Raw genomic sequence first — 15,287 nt, 5'->3', positions numbered from 1 at the left:
CGTCACCCGGCAGGTGGCCGGATCGCCAGCGCACCGCGCAGGTGGGCCAGCAGCGCCTGCACCTTGGGCGAATGCTGGCGACTGCGCTGCCATACAAGGTACAGCGGCAGGCCTTCGGTGGCCAGTGCCGGCAGGATGGTTACCAGCGTGCCGGCACGCAGCTGCTTCTCCACCAGCCACGTGGCCATCTGCGCGACGCCCAGTCCCGCCGCCACGGCCGCGGCCTGGGCCTCGGCCTGGCCGAACACGGCGCGGGCGGTAACCTGCTGCCGCACGGGCGGTCCGTCGCCGGTGGCGAGCAGCCACGGGCTGACGCCGCCGTCGGCCCGGCCATACAGAATGGCATCGCGTTCGAGCAGTTCGGCCACGTTCGCGGGCGCCCCATGGGCCGCCACGTAAGCTGGCGAAGCGCAGAAGACCAGTTCCTCGCTGCCCAGGTATTCGTGCGCCAGCGCGGCCGGCCAGGTGCCGTCGCCGCCGATACGCACCACCAGGTCCAGGCCCTCCTCGACCAGGTCGACGAAGCGGTCGGTAAACGCAATGTGCGGCACCACCTGCGGGTGGGCCGCCGCGAAGGCCATCAATGCCGGCAATGCGCACAAGCGGCCGAAGGTGGCTGGCAGGTTCACGCGCAGCGGCCCGGCCGGCTCCGGCCTTTGCGAGGAGAGCTCCCGCTCGGCCCCTTCGAGTTCCTCCAGCACGCGCACGCAGACCTTCAGGAAGGCCTCGCCCGCCTCCGTCAGCGCCAGCCGGCGCGTGGTGCGCTCGAACAGACGGTTGCCCAGCCGGTCTTCCAGGCGGGCGATGCTCTTGCCAACGGCGGAATTGGTCAGGCTCAGGCGCTGGGCGGCGGCCGTGAAGCTGCCCGCTTCGGCAACGGCGACAAAGGTTTCCAGCCCTTTCAGGCGTTCCGTCGGGTGCATGATTTAAGACTTTTCTTCCAGTGTTATGGGAAAGAACATCCGAGATAAGAAATGCTTTCCACTATAGCATGACGACTTGTCTACTTCCGCCGAGCCACCATGCCGTCTTCCTCCACCGTTTCCGCTGCCCCGGCCCTGCCCCACCCGGGCAGCAGCCTGTCGATCGCCATCCTTGCCATCGCCGCCTTCGTCATCGTCACGACGGAATTCCTGATCGTCGGCCTGCTGCCGGCCCTGTCCCGTGACCTGGCCATTTCCGTCACGACGGCGGGCCAGCTGGTGACCTTGTTCGCCGTCGTCGTCATGGTCTCCGGCCCCTTCCTGACGGCCTTGCTGGCCAATGTCGACCGCAAGCGGCTGTTCGTCGCCATCCTCGTGCTGTTCGCGGCATCGAATGCGCTGGCCTCGGTGGCATCGAATTACTGGGTGCTGCTGGTGGCGCGTTTGCTGCCGGCGCTGGCCCTGCCCGTGTTCTGGGGCACCGCCAGCGACACCGCGGCCCGCATCGCCGGCCCCGGCAAGGGCGGCAGCGCCGTCTCGACCGTCTACCTGGGCATCTCGGCGGCCATGCTGTTCGGTATCCCGCTGGGTACCCTGGCGTCGGACGCCCTGGGCTGGCGCGGCGCGTTTGCGCTGCTGGCCGGCCTGTCGCTGCTGGTGGCGATCCTGATGGCCGTCACGATGCCCGCCGTCCGTTCTGACAAGGCCGCCGGCCTGAGCAGCCAGGCGCGTATCCTGAAAAGCCCGTTCTTCCTGGCCAATGTGGCGCTGTCGGTGCTGGTCTTCACGGCCATGTTCACGGGCTACACCTATCTGGCCGAGATGCTGGAAAAGTCCGCCGGTATCGCCCCGGGCCGCGTGGGCTGGTGGCTGATGGGCTTCGGCGCCGTCGGCCTGGCCGGCAACTGGCTGGGCGGGCGCTGGGTCGACCGCAGGCCGCTGGGCACGACCGCGCTGTTCTGCATCATGCTGGCGCTGGGCATGGCGGCGACGATGGCCCTGGCCGGCAATGGCATGGCGTTCGCCATCGCGCTGGGCGTCTGGGGCATCGCCAATACGGCGCTGTATCCGATCTGCCAGATCCGCGTGATGAAGGCGGCCACGGGCGCGCAGGCACTGGCCGGCACGATCAATGTTTCGGCGGCCAATGGCGGCATCGCCCTGGGCGCCCTGGTCGGCGGCCTGGGTATCTCGGCCTGGGGCGCCAGCCATGTCGGCTACGTTTCCGCCGCCATCGCGCTGCTGGCCGCGCTGGCCGTGCCGGCCGTCGCCGGACTTGCCCCCAACCCTACAGGAGAACGTCCATGAGCACCGATTTCGACCGCGCCGACAACCAGCACCGCCCGCCGCTGGCATCCGTGAGGCCGTCCACCGACCGGCCCCTGATCGTCACGCCCACCTTCGTCAGCCGCGTCGATGCCACGCCGCGCGCCGAGCGGGCGCAGGACCCGGGCGCGTCGCGCGACCGGAGCGGCCGGGAAGTGCGCGAGCCGGACCGCCATCCCGGCGCGCTGGCGCTGGAGGGTACGCCCAACCTGGCCTTCGAGCACTGGGATGAATACTGGCGCAAGGTGCACGGGCCGAAATTCGCCTGGGACGAGCCGGGCAGCAGTTCCGACCTCGTGCTGCGCTACGACCAGGTGCACCGCATCGCGTCGGGCCCGTCCTGTTTCGCGCGCCCGCCGTACCGGGCCATGATTGGTGGCGACGGCCTGCTCCCGGCCGATCCGCAGCGCCACGTGCCGGCGCTGCGCCGCCCCCGCTGGGACGGTTTCGCCTATATCGCCTACGCGTCGGAAGACGATATCGGCCGCACGCTGCAGCAGGAAAAATTCGCCGAACGCATCGTCGCCGACGAGCAGGTGGCCTTTCGCATGGTGACGCGCGAATTCGCCCGCGAATACCTCCTGATCCCCAGCGAGCGACACCGCGATCCCATCAGCCTCGTCAAGATCCACGTGCGCGCGCCAGGCCTGTCGCGTGCAGCGTTCCAGCAAGCCATGCTGGACGAGCATGCGGCCCTGGTACTGGCCCAGCCGGCCACGCGCGAGCTGGTGCGGCGCTACGCCCAGCTGCACAACGCCGGTTCGACGCAGGAAGATCCCGAAGGCAGCCGCATCGACGCCGTCTCCGTGCTGTCGTTCGCGTCGATGAACGACGTCGAGGATTTCGTCGTCAGCGAGGCTTTCGCCGTCATCGAAGCTGGCGAAAACGCGCTGACGGGCGCAGGCTCGGAATGGTGGACGGCGCTGAACTACAGCATCATCAACCGGCTGGGGCCCGAGCTGGTGACGCAAAGGCCCTGATTCCCGCGCCCGGCGCATGCCGCTGGCGCGCGCGTTTCGCTGGCGCGCCGCCTGCAGGAAAACCGGAAACACGAGAAAATGCCTGCCTACGTCTTTACTGCCCTACTGCCATGTCCCTTGCCGCCTCCCCTTCCCTGGCCTCGCGTGCCACCATCAATCCGCGCCCGCTGGGCGTGGCCCTGCTGCTCATCGTGCTGGGCGCCTGGTACCTGGCGCAGGCCGTCGGACCACGCCAGGCCGCGCTGTATGGTATCGGTGCGCTGCTGGGCGTGACCCTGTATCACGCGGCATTCGGCTTCACGTCCGCTTGGCGCGTCTTCATCGCCGACGGCCGTGGTGCCGGCCTGCGCGCGCAGATGCTGATGCTGGCCGTCGGCGTGGCCCTGTTCTTCCCGGCGCTGGCGGCTGGTGAACTGTTCGGCAATCCCGTGCGGGGCCTGGTCTCGCCTGCCGGCACCTCCGTCATCGTTGGTGCCTTCATCTTCGGCATCGGCATGCAGCTGGGCGGCGGCTGTGCCTCGGGCACGCTGTACACCGTCGGCGGCGGCAGCACGCGCATGCTCGTCACGCTGGTCGCCTTCATCGCCGGCTCCGTCATCGGCACAGCCCATATGCCGTTCTGGACGTCGCTGCCGCAGCTGGCGCCCGTCTCCGTGGTCAAGACCCTGGGCCTGGCGCCGGCGCTGGCCGCCAACTGGATCGTCTTCGCGCTGATCGCGGCGCTGACGGTGCTGGTGGAACGGCGCCGGCACGGCCGCCTCGTACCGGCCCACGTGCAGCCGGCGCACGATTCGCCCTGGCTGCACGGCCCGTGGCCCCTGGTGGCGGGCGCGCTGATGCTGGTGCTGCTCAATTTCGCCACGATGGCGCTGTCCGGACGCCCGTGGGGCGTGACGTCGGCCTTCGCTCTGTGGGGCGCCAAGGCAGCATCGGCCCTCGGCATCGACGTGGCCAGCTGGACCTACTGGTCGGCCAAGGCCAATGCCGCCGCGCTGGCGGCGCCCATCGCCCAGGACGTCACGTCCGTGATGGACATCGGCATCGTGCTGGGCGCCATGCTGGCCGCGGCGCTGGCCGGGCGCTATGCCCCCGTCTGGCGCTTGCCGCTGCGCTCGCTCATCGCGGCCGTCGTGGGCGGACTGTTGCTGGGTTACGGCGCCCGCCTCGCCTACGGCTGCAATATCGGCGCCTATTTCAGCGGCATCGTGTCGGGCAGCCTGCATGGCTGGCTGTGGCTCGTGTGCGCGTTTGCCGGCAATGTGCTGGGCACGCGGCTGCGGCCCCTGTTCGGACTGGAAGTGGAACGGGCCAGGCCGACGGCCTGCTGAGCCAGGGGGCAGCCCCCCCCCCACTCCACGCCCCGCTCCGGCACGCATCGAAATCACTAGACGACTGGTCTACTTGATGTTATCGTGGATGCATCGGTCGGGAAACGGTGCAACTGGGCCCCATTCTAGACGACCGGTCTAATTGATCTTGAAGGAAATAGCGATGAAAAAAGTACTGATGGTCCTCACCTCCCACGACAAGCTGGGCGACACCGGTCGCAAGACGGGCTTCTGGCTGGAAGAACTGGCCGCGCCGTATTACGCCTTCAAGGATGCCGGCGCGCAGATCGTGCTGGCCTCCCCGGCCGGCGGACAGCCGCCGCTGGACCCGAAAAGCAATGAACCGTCGTCGCAGACGGATGCGACGCACCGCTTCGAGGCGGACGCGGCAGCCAAGGCCCAGCTGGCCGACACCGTACGGCTGGACAGCGTCGACCAGGCCGACTTCGACACCGTGTTCTACCCGGGTGGCCACGGCCCCCTGTGGGACCTGGCCGAGGACCGCCATTCGATCGCCCTGATCGAGGCCTTCCTGGGCGCCGGTAAACCCGTGGCCCTGGTCTGTCACGCACCGGGCGTGCTGCGCCACGTGAAGGCGCCGGACGGCCGCCCGCTGGTCGAAGGCAAGCAGGTCACCGGTTTCACCAACACGGAAGAAGCAGGCGTGGGGCTGACCGATATCGTGCCCTTCCTCGTCGAGGACGAACTGAAGGCTAAGGGCGGCGTGTATTCGAAGGGAGAGGACTGGGGCTCGTACGTGGTGCGCGACGGCCTCCTGATCACGGGGCAGAATCCCGCTTCGTCGGCTGCCGCCGCCAAGCTGCTGCTGGAACAGCTGGGCTGATCCATGACGCCTAGCCGACCGGTCTGATCTTTGGTAGAGTGCCGCGATGGCCAAAGCACACAGCAACGACGCATCCGACGCCCGGGAAACCATCCTGGCCGTCGGCCGGCGCATCATGTCCGGCAAGGGCTTCTCGGCCGTCGGCTTGAACGAGATCCTGACGGCGGCGAAGGTGCCGAAAGGCTCCTTCTATCATTATTTCGCGTCGAAGGACGCATTCGGCGAGGCGCTGCTGGCGCACTACTTCGATGCCTACCTGGCAGAGATGGACGACACCTTCGCCCGTCCGGGGCTGACGATGGCCCAGCGCCTGGTGACGTATTTCGACATGTGGCGGGACAATCAGTCCTTCCAGGATTGCCAGGGCAAGTGCCTGGCCGTCAAGCTTGCGGCGGAAGTGGCGGACCTGTCCGAATCGATGCGCGCGGTGCTGGACGACGGCACCTCCGCCATCGTCGCCCGGCTTGCCGCCGCCATCGAAGGCGGCGTTGACGAAGGCTCGCTGGCCATCGACGAGCCTCCCATGCAGGTGGCGCAGGGCCTGTACCAGCTGTGGCTGGGCGCGAGCGTGATGGTCAAGATCGTGCGCGCCACCGGGCCCTTCGACACGGCCATGGCGACGACCCGCCGCCTGCTGCACCTGAAGGGGTGAACGGGCGCGCCCCTATTGTTCCGTGGCGGCCGGACCGATAAAGAAGCGCAGCATTTCCCTGCTGGCGTCCGGACCGCTGGCGTCGGTATAGCTGCCGCGTGCGCTGCCGCCGGACCATGCGTGGCCGGCGCCGTGCACGGTCCACTGCTCGGCCAGCACTTCGCCGCTGGCGCCCCGGTGGACGATGCGGGTGAATGCGCGCTTGGCGTTGCCGGCCTGCTCGGACCGGTGCACCTTCGCGCTGCCCCCGCACAGCCGGGGCGACGCCATCGACTGCCGCACCACCCCATCGCTGTTATCGAGGTGGACGGTCGTATCCCTGTCGCCATGGAAGACGATGGTGGGCACGCCCGCCACCGGCGTGGCCTGCTCCAGCGGCGCCACGTCGACGCCGTTGCGCATGGCCAGGATTGCGCCATGGCTGTCCGTGGCGCTGCCATGGGCCAGGCCCGAATGGCAGCCGACGGCCGTGAACAGGTCCGGATACGTGCGGCCCATGATGACGGCCATCGCACCACCGGCCGACAGGCCGCCGACACCCACGTGGGCGGGATCGACCGCGTAGTCTTGCATGATCTTGCGGGTGACACCCGCGATCAGGGCGGGTTCGCCCTGATCGCGCACCTGATTCGCCTTGTCGAACCAGTTCCAGCAGCCATGCCAGTTGGCGCCGCGCGACTGCTGCGGGTAGGCGATCAGGCAACCGAACTGCTCGGCCAATTCGTTCATGCCCGTGCCCAGGGCGAAATCGTCCGCGTCCTGGCCGCAGCCATGCAGCATGACGACCAGCGGCATTGGCGTGCCGTCATAGCAGCTGGGCACGAACAGCTTGTAGGCCAGCGAGCCGACGTCGCTGTGGAACTGGCCGGCGATAAAGCGGCCCGGGACATCGGCCGCGGCAGGCATGGAATATGGGAGTGGCGTGGCCGGGACCTTGCCGAAGGCAAGCGAGGTCCAGGCATCCATCATGGTTAGCAGCATTTCGGACTCCTGTCGTTCATTTTGGAAGTCTCCGGTTCTTTTCCTGCATTATCGGGCGATGCTGAGTTGCAGCATGTCAGGAGCGACCGCCTTGCGGCGTAGGAGTAAGCGCTGAGCACGCGTCAGCGCCATTACCCTGCCCCGGGCCATGTTTCGTGAGCTGCCCGACGAGCTTTCAGCATGCCGGTGCGCTTTGGCGCCGTCCGTACGGTCGATTACATAAGCCAGCCGTTGGTGGACGGGCCGCCGCCCGCTCCCTGCGTGGCCAACAAAAAACCCCAGAAGCCGGTATCCGGCTTCTGGGGTTCGTCTCGAACGGGGCTTAATTCAGTACGGTCACTCGTGGCGAGCGCCCTCGCTCCCTCAGAGCGCGAACGTGGGATCGACTTCGTCGATCGACACCTTCACCGACTGGATTTTCTTCGCCAGTTTCTGCATCACGTCGATCAGGCGGTCGATATCGCCCTGCTCCACCCACAGTGGCGTGGAAATCCGGATGCCCGAACGGACCTGGCCGTCGGACGGCAGCTTGACGGCACGCACGATGAAGCCATGGGTGTCGCGCAACTGGTCGACGAACAGCTTGTAGGCCTTCGGCTTGCTTGCCAGCGGTGTATCGGCGAAGGGATCGAAGGTGGTAATCCCCGACAGCAGTTCCGGGTCGGCCAGCGGCGAACGCAGGCTGCTCTGTCCCCACGCCTGCTCGATACGCGACTTCAGGTAGGCCCCCAGCGACAGCGAATAGGCTTCGATCTTGCTGCGGCCGATATCGTCCCACAGCGAACACGATGCGATCAGTGCGTCGAACTTGGCGACCGACGACACGCCGGCCTTGCTTACCTCGGCGCCGAAGCCGAGGCTCGGGCCGAACGCCTTGCCGCTGCTGCGCTGGCTGTTGGTGGACCAGATGCCCGCCAGCCGCGGATCGCGCAGCAGCGCCGCCGTAAGGCTCGGTCCGCACTGCCATTTGTGGCCGCAGGTGGAAAGGAAGTCGACATCGAGGCGGGAGAAGTCGATCGATGCCATCCCCATCAGGTGCGCCGCGTCGCAGACGGAAACCATATCGTATTTGCGGGCGATGGCCGCCATCCGCGCGATCGGCAGCATGACACCGGTCTGGTAGGTCGGCGAGGACCATACCAGGGCGCACAGGCTGCGCTTCGCCGGCCGGTGGCGCGCCACCTTCGCTTCGACGGCCGCGGCGATTTCGGCGGCGGACACGCGGGCCGACGTGGGCAGCGTGATTTTCACCGGAACGATCTTGGAAACGAATTCCAGCGACTTGATGACGGAAATGACGTTGGGATGTTCATGATCCGTATAGAAGATCATGTCGCCGGCCTTCCAGTTGAAGCCCGACAGGGCATGCATGATGCCGTCGGTGGCGCCGTTGACCAGTGCCGTGTCATCCGGCGCGGCGCCGAGAATGCTGCCAATGGTGGCACGCTGCGAGGCCAGTGTCGTGAAGCCGCCGGCGATGACGCCCTTCTCGACGACGCTGCTGTCCCGGTTCAGGGCGCGCAGGGCCAGTTTCGGCGCAACGGAGCCGGCATCGACGTTCAGTACCACGTCCGATGTCGACCGGATGAAGGAATCCTGGATCGACGTCCAGAAGCCATGGTCGTCGACCAGGGCGCTGGCCCGCGTCGTGGCGGCGACGCCCGCCGAGCCGTCGGTGCCGGCGGCCAGGGCGCTTCGTCCACAGGCGAATGCACCACCGATGATGGCGCTACCGGCGCCGATGGAAAGGAAGCGAAGGAAGGACCTTCGGTCGTGTTCGCGCGCCGGATGGTCGCTGGCGCCTGCATCCGAGGACAACTGATTCTGTTTCGACTTGCGATCGATTTCGTTATTCATGGATATCTTCTTTCTATGCGGTTGATCACGGCGCCCCCTGGAATGGGTGCGCGAAGTATGTGGCTTGCATTTGCATGAGCTTGCGGTACATTCCCCGACCAGCACAGCGGGCCGGCGGCCCGTCTTTGCCGGCTCACGGGGGCGACCTGAGAAGAAGAGATTGCAAACAGTAAATGCCAATGCCCAGGAAAAAGCCCGTCGGTCCCACCTCGCCGCTTGTCGCATACAGGACAAGCGCACCGGCGATCGACAGCACTGCCAGGGCAATCAGCCAGCCTGCTTGTGTCAGCCTTGGCTGTTCGTTAAGGACGCCCTTGACGACAACTCCATAGGCTTTCTCCAGCAGCGCGGCCCCCACGGCCCCACCGATGGCCAAGGCGACGATCAGGACGATTTTCGGCGCCAGGAAATAGCCGGCGCATCCGATCAGCAGCAAGGCTCCGTACATCGAGGCCAGGTAATAGCGCGCTCTTTTACCCATCTGCCATCGCTCCGTCAGCAGATATACGAATCGCCGTCCTCGTACGTCCGGTTCACATAATGGGTGCAACCGTACTGGGCAAGCTTGGCGGCCAATGTGCCCAGCAGCGGATTCATCGAAAACGAGGTTACCATCATGCCGACACCGGTCCCGATCACCATGCAGGACACCCACGTGCCGGAGTTCCAGAACATGACGTTTTCGCCCGCGCTGTTGAAAATGCTGATCGACGTACTGTTATTGGCTTCCAGGGTGGACTTGACGGTCATTCCCATTGGCATCGTAAAGGAGTAAGTATCCTCGCCTTCGGGAGCCGTCGTGCACCCGCTCGACGCTGCACTCATTACTTCGCCAACTGCATAGTTATTTCCGCTCAATATACGCATTGTATTTCCCTTATTTGAAGATGGAGTCGAAATCTATATAGGGTTTTTCAGACAGTGAGATGTTCAGGGCATTTAGGTACTCCTCGAAGGTTTCGCTACTGGTTGAACTACTCGTCAGCAGCTCGCACGCCTGCGCCATGCTGCCGGCGTCCAGCCTGGTGAGCGCCATGGTTTCCCTGAACTCCTTATTGGCGGACATCTTGTGGATCAGTACCCACTTCAGGTAATCGAGCACCTTCGGCGTGTGGATGCCGACGGCGATATGCAGGGACGGCTGGTCGGCGAGGGGATTGACCGCATGCCACCATCCACGCGGGATGTAGAGCACATCGCCCGCTTCGAGAATGCCGTCGAAGACCATCTCCGTGTCCGTCGGCGGGGCTTTCGCAAAGCCGTTCTGGGTGCTGAGCGGCAAATCGACTGTGGGCCGGAACACCGTCCAGTGCTTCTTGCCGATCAACTGGACCGCAAAGACGCAGTGGGAATCCCAGTGTTTGCCGAACGTTCCCGTGCCGCCCTTCGTCGCGTATGCGTTGCCGACCGTCGCATGGCCGCTGTAATCGGACAATTCCCGGCACAGTGCCGCCACGTACCTGCTGGACTTTTCAAACCGGTTCACCACCATCGAGCCGCCGTTGTTCAATATATTGGCGAAGCTCGCCTCGTCGAACTTGAAGCCGACCTCCTCGTTATTCTGCGCGGCATGCTGGTACACCTGCCGATCGACCCGGCCATCGCGGTAAAGCCGTACCGTTCCCAAGCCCGGTTCGATCGAAAAAAAATCGTTACCAAAATCCTCCCAGTCATACCGGGCGGGATCGAGGCAGGATTTCATATGAAGGAGATTCTTTTCGAAGAATTCCTTTCTAAAGCACTCTTTATCGATATTAAAGTTGTTCATGATGGCTTGGCATAATGGAATTGAGCGTCAAAAATTTTACTTCGAGAAATATCGAATATCCTGGCGGCGGCTCTCCACGCCCGCCGTAATGATAGGCGTTCGCATCTGGCAAATATGCTATCACGGCGCCGGAATGTTTCAACATATGCCGTGACTTTTAATTTGATAGTTGATGTTTTTTTGACATGCAAGAATAAAGCCACTGCTTGCACGCAAGCCAGTTTTATGCTTTTTTTGACGGCCGCGCCTTATCGGATTCTATTTTCCGGTGGATTACTACAAGTCGCGGCCTTGAACAACGCGTAAGTCTGACAGGGTGATTGAAGTGAAGCGGATTAATGCGGGTTTGAAAGGACGTGAAACGGGCAGATAATCCGCTGCACACGCTGCATGCAATGAAGATGCGTTCGGCCCGACGGCAGCGGAGGATGGGGATGGGGATGGGATGGCCCGGCTCGCTCAGAGCGCGCCGAACACTTGCGCGGGCGCGCTCGCCTTCAATCGTTGGGCCGGCCGGACTGGCTTGCGCGGAAAAACGCCCTGGTGCGCCGGGTTGGCGCTGGGCCGCAGGTGGGGATTCGCCGGGCCCGCCGATGGTGACGGGAGCAGCCTTGAAGGCGGACTGGGTCGGCGCCTACTGGTCCAATACCTTTCGGCGAAGGCCGGTACTGGCGGGATTGCGGCCACGTACCCGTGCCGGCGGTGCGTCCTCTTCCGGCAGCTCCAGCGTCGCCAGGATCGGACAGTCCGGGCGCTCGTCGCCTGCGCAGCAGCTGATAAGTCTCTGCAAGGTGTCGGCCATCTCGTCCAGGCTCTTGATGCGTTCGCGCAGTTCCGCGATATGGGCCTGCGCCAGCCGCTTCACGTCGGCACTGTGGCGCGACCGGTCGTTCCATAGGCCCAGCAGTTCCCCGATTTCGGAAACGGAAAAGCCAAGGTCGCGGGCCCGCCGGATGAAGCGCAGGCGGTGGGCGTCATTGACGCTGTAGGCGCGATAGCCCGATTCCTTGCGCGCGGCAGGCGGCACCAGCCCGATTTCCTCGTAATAGCGGATCATCTTGGCCGATACGCCCGAGGCTTTTGAAGCTTCGCCGATATTCATATCCATTCTCCTCTCACTGGTCATGCAAAAGCGGCGGCTTGAACCTGCGCAGGCGCAATGCATTGGCAAGCACGAACACGCTGGACAATGCCATCGCGCCTGCGGCAAACACCGGGGACAACAGCAATCCGTACAGTGGGTAAAGCATGCCGGCCGCTACCGGTATCAGCGCCGTATTATAGGCAAAGGCCCAGAAAAGATTCTGGTGAATATTCCCAATCGTCGCCTTCGACAAGGCGATGGCGTTGGGCACGCCGTGCAGGCTGCCCGACATCAGCACGACGTCGGCCGCCTCCATGGCGACGTCGGTCCCGGTGCCGATCGCCAGTCCCACGTCGGCTTCCGCCAGGGCCGGCGCGTCGTTGATGCCGTCGCCGACGAACGCCACGGCGCCATACGCTGCGCGCAGCCGTTTGACAGCCTCGACCTTGCCTTCTGGTAGCACTTCCGCCACGACGTCATCGATCCCAAGCTGGGAGGCAATGGCATTCGCGGTGCGCCGGTTGTCCCCCGTTACCATCGCCACCTTCAAGCCCAGCCGGTGCAATGCGGCGATGGCGGCGGCCGTCCCGGCCTTGATCGGATCGGCCACCGCCACGATGGCCGCGAGACGACCGTCGATGGCAACGTAGAGCGGCGACTTGCCGTCGCGTCCCAACTGTTCGGCCGCCAGCGCGAATTCCACCACGTCCAGCCCCAGGTGCCGCATATACCGGTCGGCGCCCACTTCCACCCGCCTCCCACCGGCCACCGCGTACACACCCATGCCCGTCACGGAACCGAAGCCTGTCGTGGCAGGGCGTTCGACGCCCTCCCGCTCGGCGGCCTCGACCAGCGCACGGGCAATCGGATGCTCGGAGTGTGCCTCCACCGCTGCAACGAACGCAAGCACTTCCTTGCGCTCGTACCCTGGCGAAGTTAGCAGGTCCGTCAACGTGGGCCGCCCCTCGGTCAGGGTGCCGGTCTTGTCCAGTGCCACCACGCTGGCGTCGCGCAGCGACTGCAGCGCCTCCCCCTTGCGAAACAGCACGCCCAGTTCCGCGCCCCGCCCGGTGCCGACCATGATCGATGTCGGTGTCGCCAAGCCCATGGCGCAGGGGCAGGCGATGATCAGCACGGCGACGGCGTTGACGAGTGCGAAGCCCAGCGAGGGCGCGGGGCCGAAGGCGAGCCACACCAGGAAGGTCAAACCGGCCGCGACCATCACGGCCGGAACAAACCACATCGTGACGCGGTCGACCACCGCCTGGATCGGCAGCTTCGAACCCTGGGCCTGTTCGACCAGCCGGATGATCTGGGCCAGGACGGTTTGTGCCCCCACGGCCGAAGCACGCACGGTGATCGCGCCCTGCTGGTTGACGGTGCCGCCCACCACCCCGCTGCCGGGCGTCTTCCTGACAGGCACCGGCTCGCCACTGAGCATCGATTCATCGACGTAGGTGTCGCCCTCGATGACGTCGCCATCCAGCGGAATGCGTTCGCCGGGCCTTACCTGGAGGACGTCGCCGACAGCGACGGCATCGACGGCCACATCGGTAAAGAGTCCGTCACGCAGGACATGCACCACCTTCGGCTGCAGGCCGACCAGCCGCTGGATCGCCTGCGACGTACGGCCTTTCGCCTTCGCCTCCAGGAATCGCCCCAGCAGGATCAGCGCGATGATGACGGCCGCCGCCTCATAGTAGACATTGACCGTGCCGGCGGGAAGCAAGGCTGGTACGAACGTGGCGATCACGGAGTAGGTGTAGGCAGCCAGGGTGCCGAGCATGACGAGCGAATTCATGTCCGGCGCGAGCCGCAGCAGCGCCGGCACGCCCTTCACGTAGAAGCGCCGGCCGGGCAGCACCAGCACCAGCGTGGTCAACACGAATTGTAGATACCAGCTTGGCGCCATGCCGATGGTGTCCATGACCCACCGGTGAATAGCCGGCACCAGGTGCGAGCCCATTTCGAGAACGAACACGGGCGCGGCCAGGGCCGTTGCCAGCAGCAGATCGCGCCTGAGCGCCTCGCGCTCGGCATCCTGCCGGGCCGACGCCAACCCGTCGGCGGCGGCCTGGGTGCCGCTGGCGCCGCCCGTCATCCTGCCACTGTAGCCGGCCCTGTCCACGGCGGCGAGCAGCGCCTCGGTCGCGGCCCCCCCTCGCACGGTCGCGCGCTGCGTTGCCAGGTTGACCGCCGCCGTGTCGACGCCGGGCACGGCCCGCAGCGCCCGTTCGACACGACCGACGCACGAGGCACAAGTCATCCCTTCGATCTCGAACTCGACCGTCTGTGCAGGCACTTCATAACCGGCTTTTACGACCGCCGCCACGAGCGCCGCGCGGTCGATGTCGGAGTTCCCGCTCGGCTCGATCACGGCGCGCTCGGTGGCCAGGTTGACGGCAACCGTGCCGACACCGGCGACCTTGCGCAGTGCCGCCTCGACCCGGCCGACGCACGAAGCGCAGGTCATGCCCTCGATCGGCAGGCTGATCGTTGCGCCGCCGGCAGTCGACGGCCTCAAATTTGCGCTATGCATATTGATTCCTTATACATTCAGTTTGCCATGCCGACACCCTACACCTTGATACGGTGGGAAGGTCAAGGCCTGCCGCCTATCGAACGCCATGGCGCGTCCATGGCATGAAGGCCCGGACGGCACGGCGGACGTAGTCGCTGTCGCTGTCGGCAGATCTTGCGGTCAAGTGTTTTCCTTCGCGTGATTGATCGAGTAGCGCGGCAGTTCCACGGTCAGGTCGGCACTGTCGACGATCGCCTGGCACGACAGCCGCGACCCCTGCTCCACGCCCCAGGCCCTGTCGAGCATGTCTTCCTCGTTGTCGCTTGCCGTGGCCAGGGAATCGAAGCCCCGTCGCACGACGACGTGGCAGGTGGTGCAAGCCCCGACCTTGCCGCACGCGTGGTCGATGTCGATCCCGTTGTCGAGCAGCGCGTCGCAAATGCTGGTTCCGGCGGGCACGTCGATCTCGGCGCCCTCGGGGGCCACTTCCGGATGCGGCAGTAGCGTGACCCTCGTCATGACGGCTCCGCTGCCGGCCTGGACGGGCGCCGATACCGCGCCAGCAGGCACTCGGCCCCGTGCGTTCCCGCGGCGGCAGGCGCCGGCCCGGCGGCGTGCTTTGCATCGCTCCGCGGCCCCGATCCGGCCCCGCCGCGTGCATCCATGGCCGGATCGTTCCCGGCGCGCTCAAGACATTCGCTCACCTTTGAAGGCATCGGCAAGGCTGTGAAACGTGGTGTTAAGTCGGACATTTGCGTCTCCTCGGATTCGGACCAGTTCACGATAAGCCTTCCCATCGCGGGAAGGTCAAGCGGCACCGTGCACGTTTCAAAACATTGCCGGATCACGCCTGTTTCAGGGATGCGGAGAGGATGGCCAGGGGGTGGCAAAAAAATAGGTTCTTCACGGATTGACGTGAAGGCGAGGCTGAAGTGAGGAAAGCGGTGAAGAAGAGATAGACTTGTTGTGCGACCAACAGTTCTTAACTCAACCCACCGCTTTCATGGCAAATCATAATCTTGA

At 65.3% G+C, this 15,287-nt stretch carries 14 protein-coding genes; 5 read left to right on the top strand and 9 right to left on the bottom strand.

Annotated features, from left to right (window positions below; genetic code table 11):
- Positions 1-2: 2 nt before the first annotated feature.
- Entirely contained in the window at positions 3-923 is a 921-nt protein-coding gene (locus tag GM672_RS15435) for a LysR family transcriptional regulator (RefSeq protein ID WP_155471428.1), read from the bottom strand.
- A gap of 99 nt (positions 924-1,022) precedes the next feature.
- On the opposite strand from GM672_RS15435, the gene GM672_RS15430 reads away from it, so the two are divergent.
- The 5 genes from GM672_RS15430 to GM672_RS15410 all read left to right on the top strand — a co-directional run bounded on the left by GM672_RS15430 (position 1,023) and on the right by GM672_RS15410 (position 6,053).
- Positions 1,023-2,231, top strand: a complete 1,209-nt coding sequence (locus GM672_RS15430; protein WP_155471427.1) for an MFS transporter — start codon at positions 1,023-1,025, stop codon at positions 2,229-2,231.
- Positions 2,228-3,229: an EthD domain-containing protein gene (locus GM672_RS15425; RefSeq protein ID WP_155471426.1), complete on the top strand. Its 1,002-nt coding sequence runs from the start codon at positions 2,228-2,230 to the stop codon at positions 3,227-3,229. Before GM672_RS15430 ends, GM672_RS15425 begins: the two co-directional genes overlap by 4 nt.
- 110 nt (positions 3,230-3,339) lie before the next feature.
- A complete protein-coding gene (locus GM672_RS15420) occupies positions 3,340-4,557 on the top strand; it encodes a YeeE/YedE family protein (protein WP_155471425.1) in 1,218 nt (405 codons plus the stop codon).
- A 163-nt stretch (positions 4,558-4,720) separates the two neighbouring features.
- The gene (locus tag GM672_RS15415) at positions 4,721-5,401 is read left to right on the top strand and encodes a type 1 glutamine amidotransferase domain-containing protein (RefSeq protein ID WP_155471424.1); all 681 of its coding nucleotides are present in this window, start codon (positions 4,721-4,723) and stop codon (positions 5,399-5,401) included.
- Between the two features lie 46 nt (positions 5,402-5,447).
- Positions 5,448-6,053 (top strand): TetR/AcrR family transcriptional regulator, encoded by a 606-nt coding sequence (locus tag GM672_RS15410; RefSeq protein WP_155471423.1) that lies wholly within the window; start codon positions 5,448-5,450, stop codon positions 6,051-6,053.
- Positions 6,054-6,065: 12 nt separating this feature from the next.
- Here GM672_RS15410 and GM672_RS15405 read toward each other — a convergent pair whose 3' ends face one another.
- The 8 genes from GM672_RS15405 to fdx all read right to left on the bottom strand — a co-directional run bounded on the left by GM672_RS15405 (position 6,066) and on the right by fdx (position 14,783).
- Positions 6,066-7,034 carry an extracellular catalytic domain type 1 short-chain-length polyhydroxyalkanoate depolymerase gene (locus GM672_RS15405; protein ID WP_155471422.1) on the bottom strand — a complete coding sequence of 323 codons (969 nt, stop codon included), beginning with the start codon at positions 7,032-7,034 and terminating at the stop codon, positions 6,066-6,068.
- A gap of 363 nt (positions 7,035-7,397) precedes the next feature.
- Positions 7,398-8,891 carry an aminotransferase class V-fold PLP-dependent enzyme gene (locus GM672_RS15400; RefSeq protein ID WP_170300086.1) on the bottom strand — a complete coding sequence of 498 codons (1,494 nt, stop codon included), beginning with the start codon at positions 8,889-8,891 and terminating at the stop codon, positions 7,398-7,400.
- 133 nt (positions 8,892-9,024) lie between these two features.
- Positions 9,025-9,372 (bottom strand): hypothetical protein, encoded by a 348-nt coding sequence (locus GM672_RS28380; RefSeq protein ID WP_170300085.1) that lies wholly within the window; start codon positions 9,370-9,372, stop codon positions 9,025-9,027.
- Positions 9,373-9,386: 14 nt separating this feature from the next.
- The gene (locus GM672_RS15395) at positions 9,387-9,641 is read right to left on the bottom strand and encodes a hypothetical protein (protein WP_170300084.1); all 255 of its coding nucleotides are present in this window, start codon (positions 9,639-9,641) and stop codon (positions 9,387-9,389) included.
- Between the two features lie 127 nt (positions 9,642-9,768).
- Complete coding sequence (locus GM672_RS15390) at positions 9,769-10,659, bottom strand: JmjC domain-containing protein (RefSeq protein ID WP_155471419.1); 891 nt, start codon at positions 10,657-10,659, stop codon at positions 9,769-9,771.
- A 634-nt stretch (positions 10,660-11,293) separates the two neighbouring features.
- Complete coding sequence (gene cueR / locus GM672_RS15385) at positions 11,294-11,761, bottom strand: Cu(I)-responsive transcriptional regulator (RefSeq protein WP_155471418.1); 468 nt, start codon at positions 11,759-11,761, stop codon at positions 11,294-11,296.
- Between the two features lie 13 nt (positions 11,762-11,774).
- Entirely contained in the window at positions 11,775-14,282 is a 2,508-nt protein-coding gene (locus GM672_RS15380) for a heavy metal translocating P-type ATPase (protein WP_155471417.1), read from the bottom strand.
- Positions 14,283-14,444: 162 nt separating this feature from the next.
- Positions 14,445-14,783 (bottom strand): ISC system 2Fe-2S type ferredoxin, encoded by a 339-nt coding sequence (gene fdx / locus GM672_RS15375; protein ID WP_155471416.1) that lies wholly within the window; start codon positions 14,781-14,783, stop codon positions 14,445-14,447.
- Between the last annotated feature and the right edge of the window lie 504 nt (positions 14,784-15,287).

Origin of the sequence: Pseudoduganella buxea (genome assembly GCF_009720835.1) — a bacterium.
Classification (GTDB): domain Bacteria; phylum Pseudomonadota; class Gammaproteobacteria; order Burkholderiales; family Burkholderiaceae_D; genus Rugamonas; species Rugamonas buxea.
Note: the sequence above shows the minus strand (reverse complement) of the source record. Positions and strands in the feature narration are given on the sequence as shown.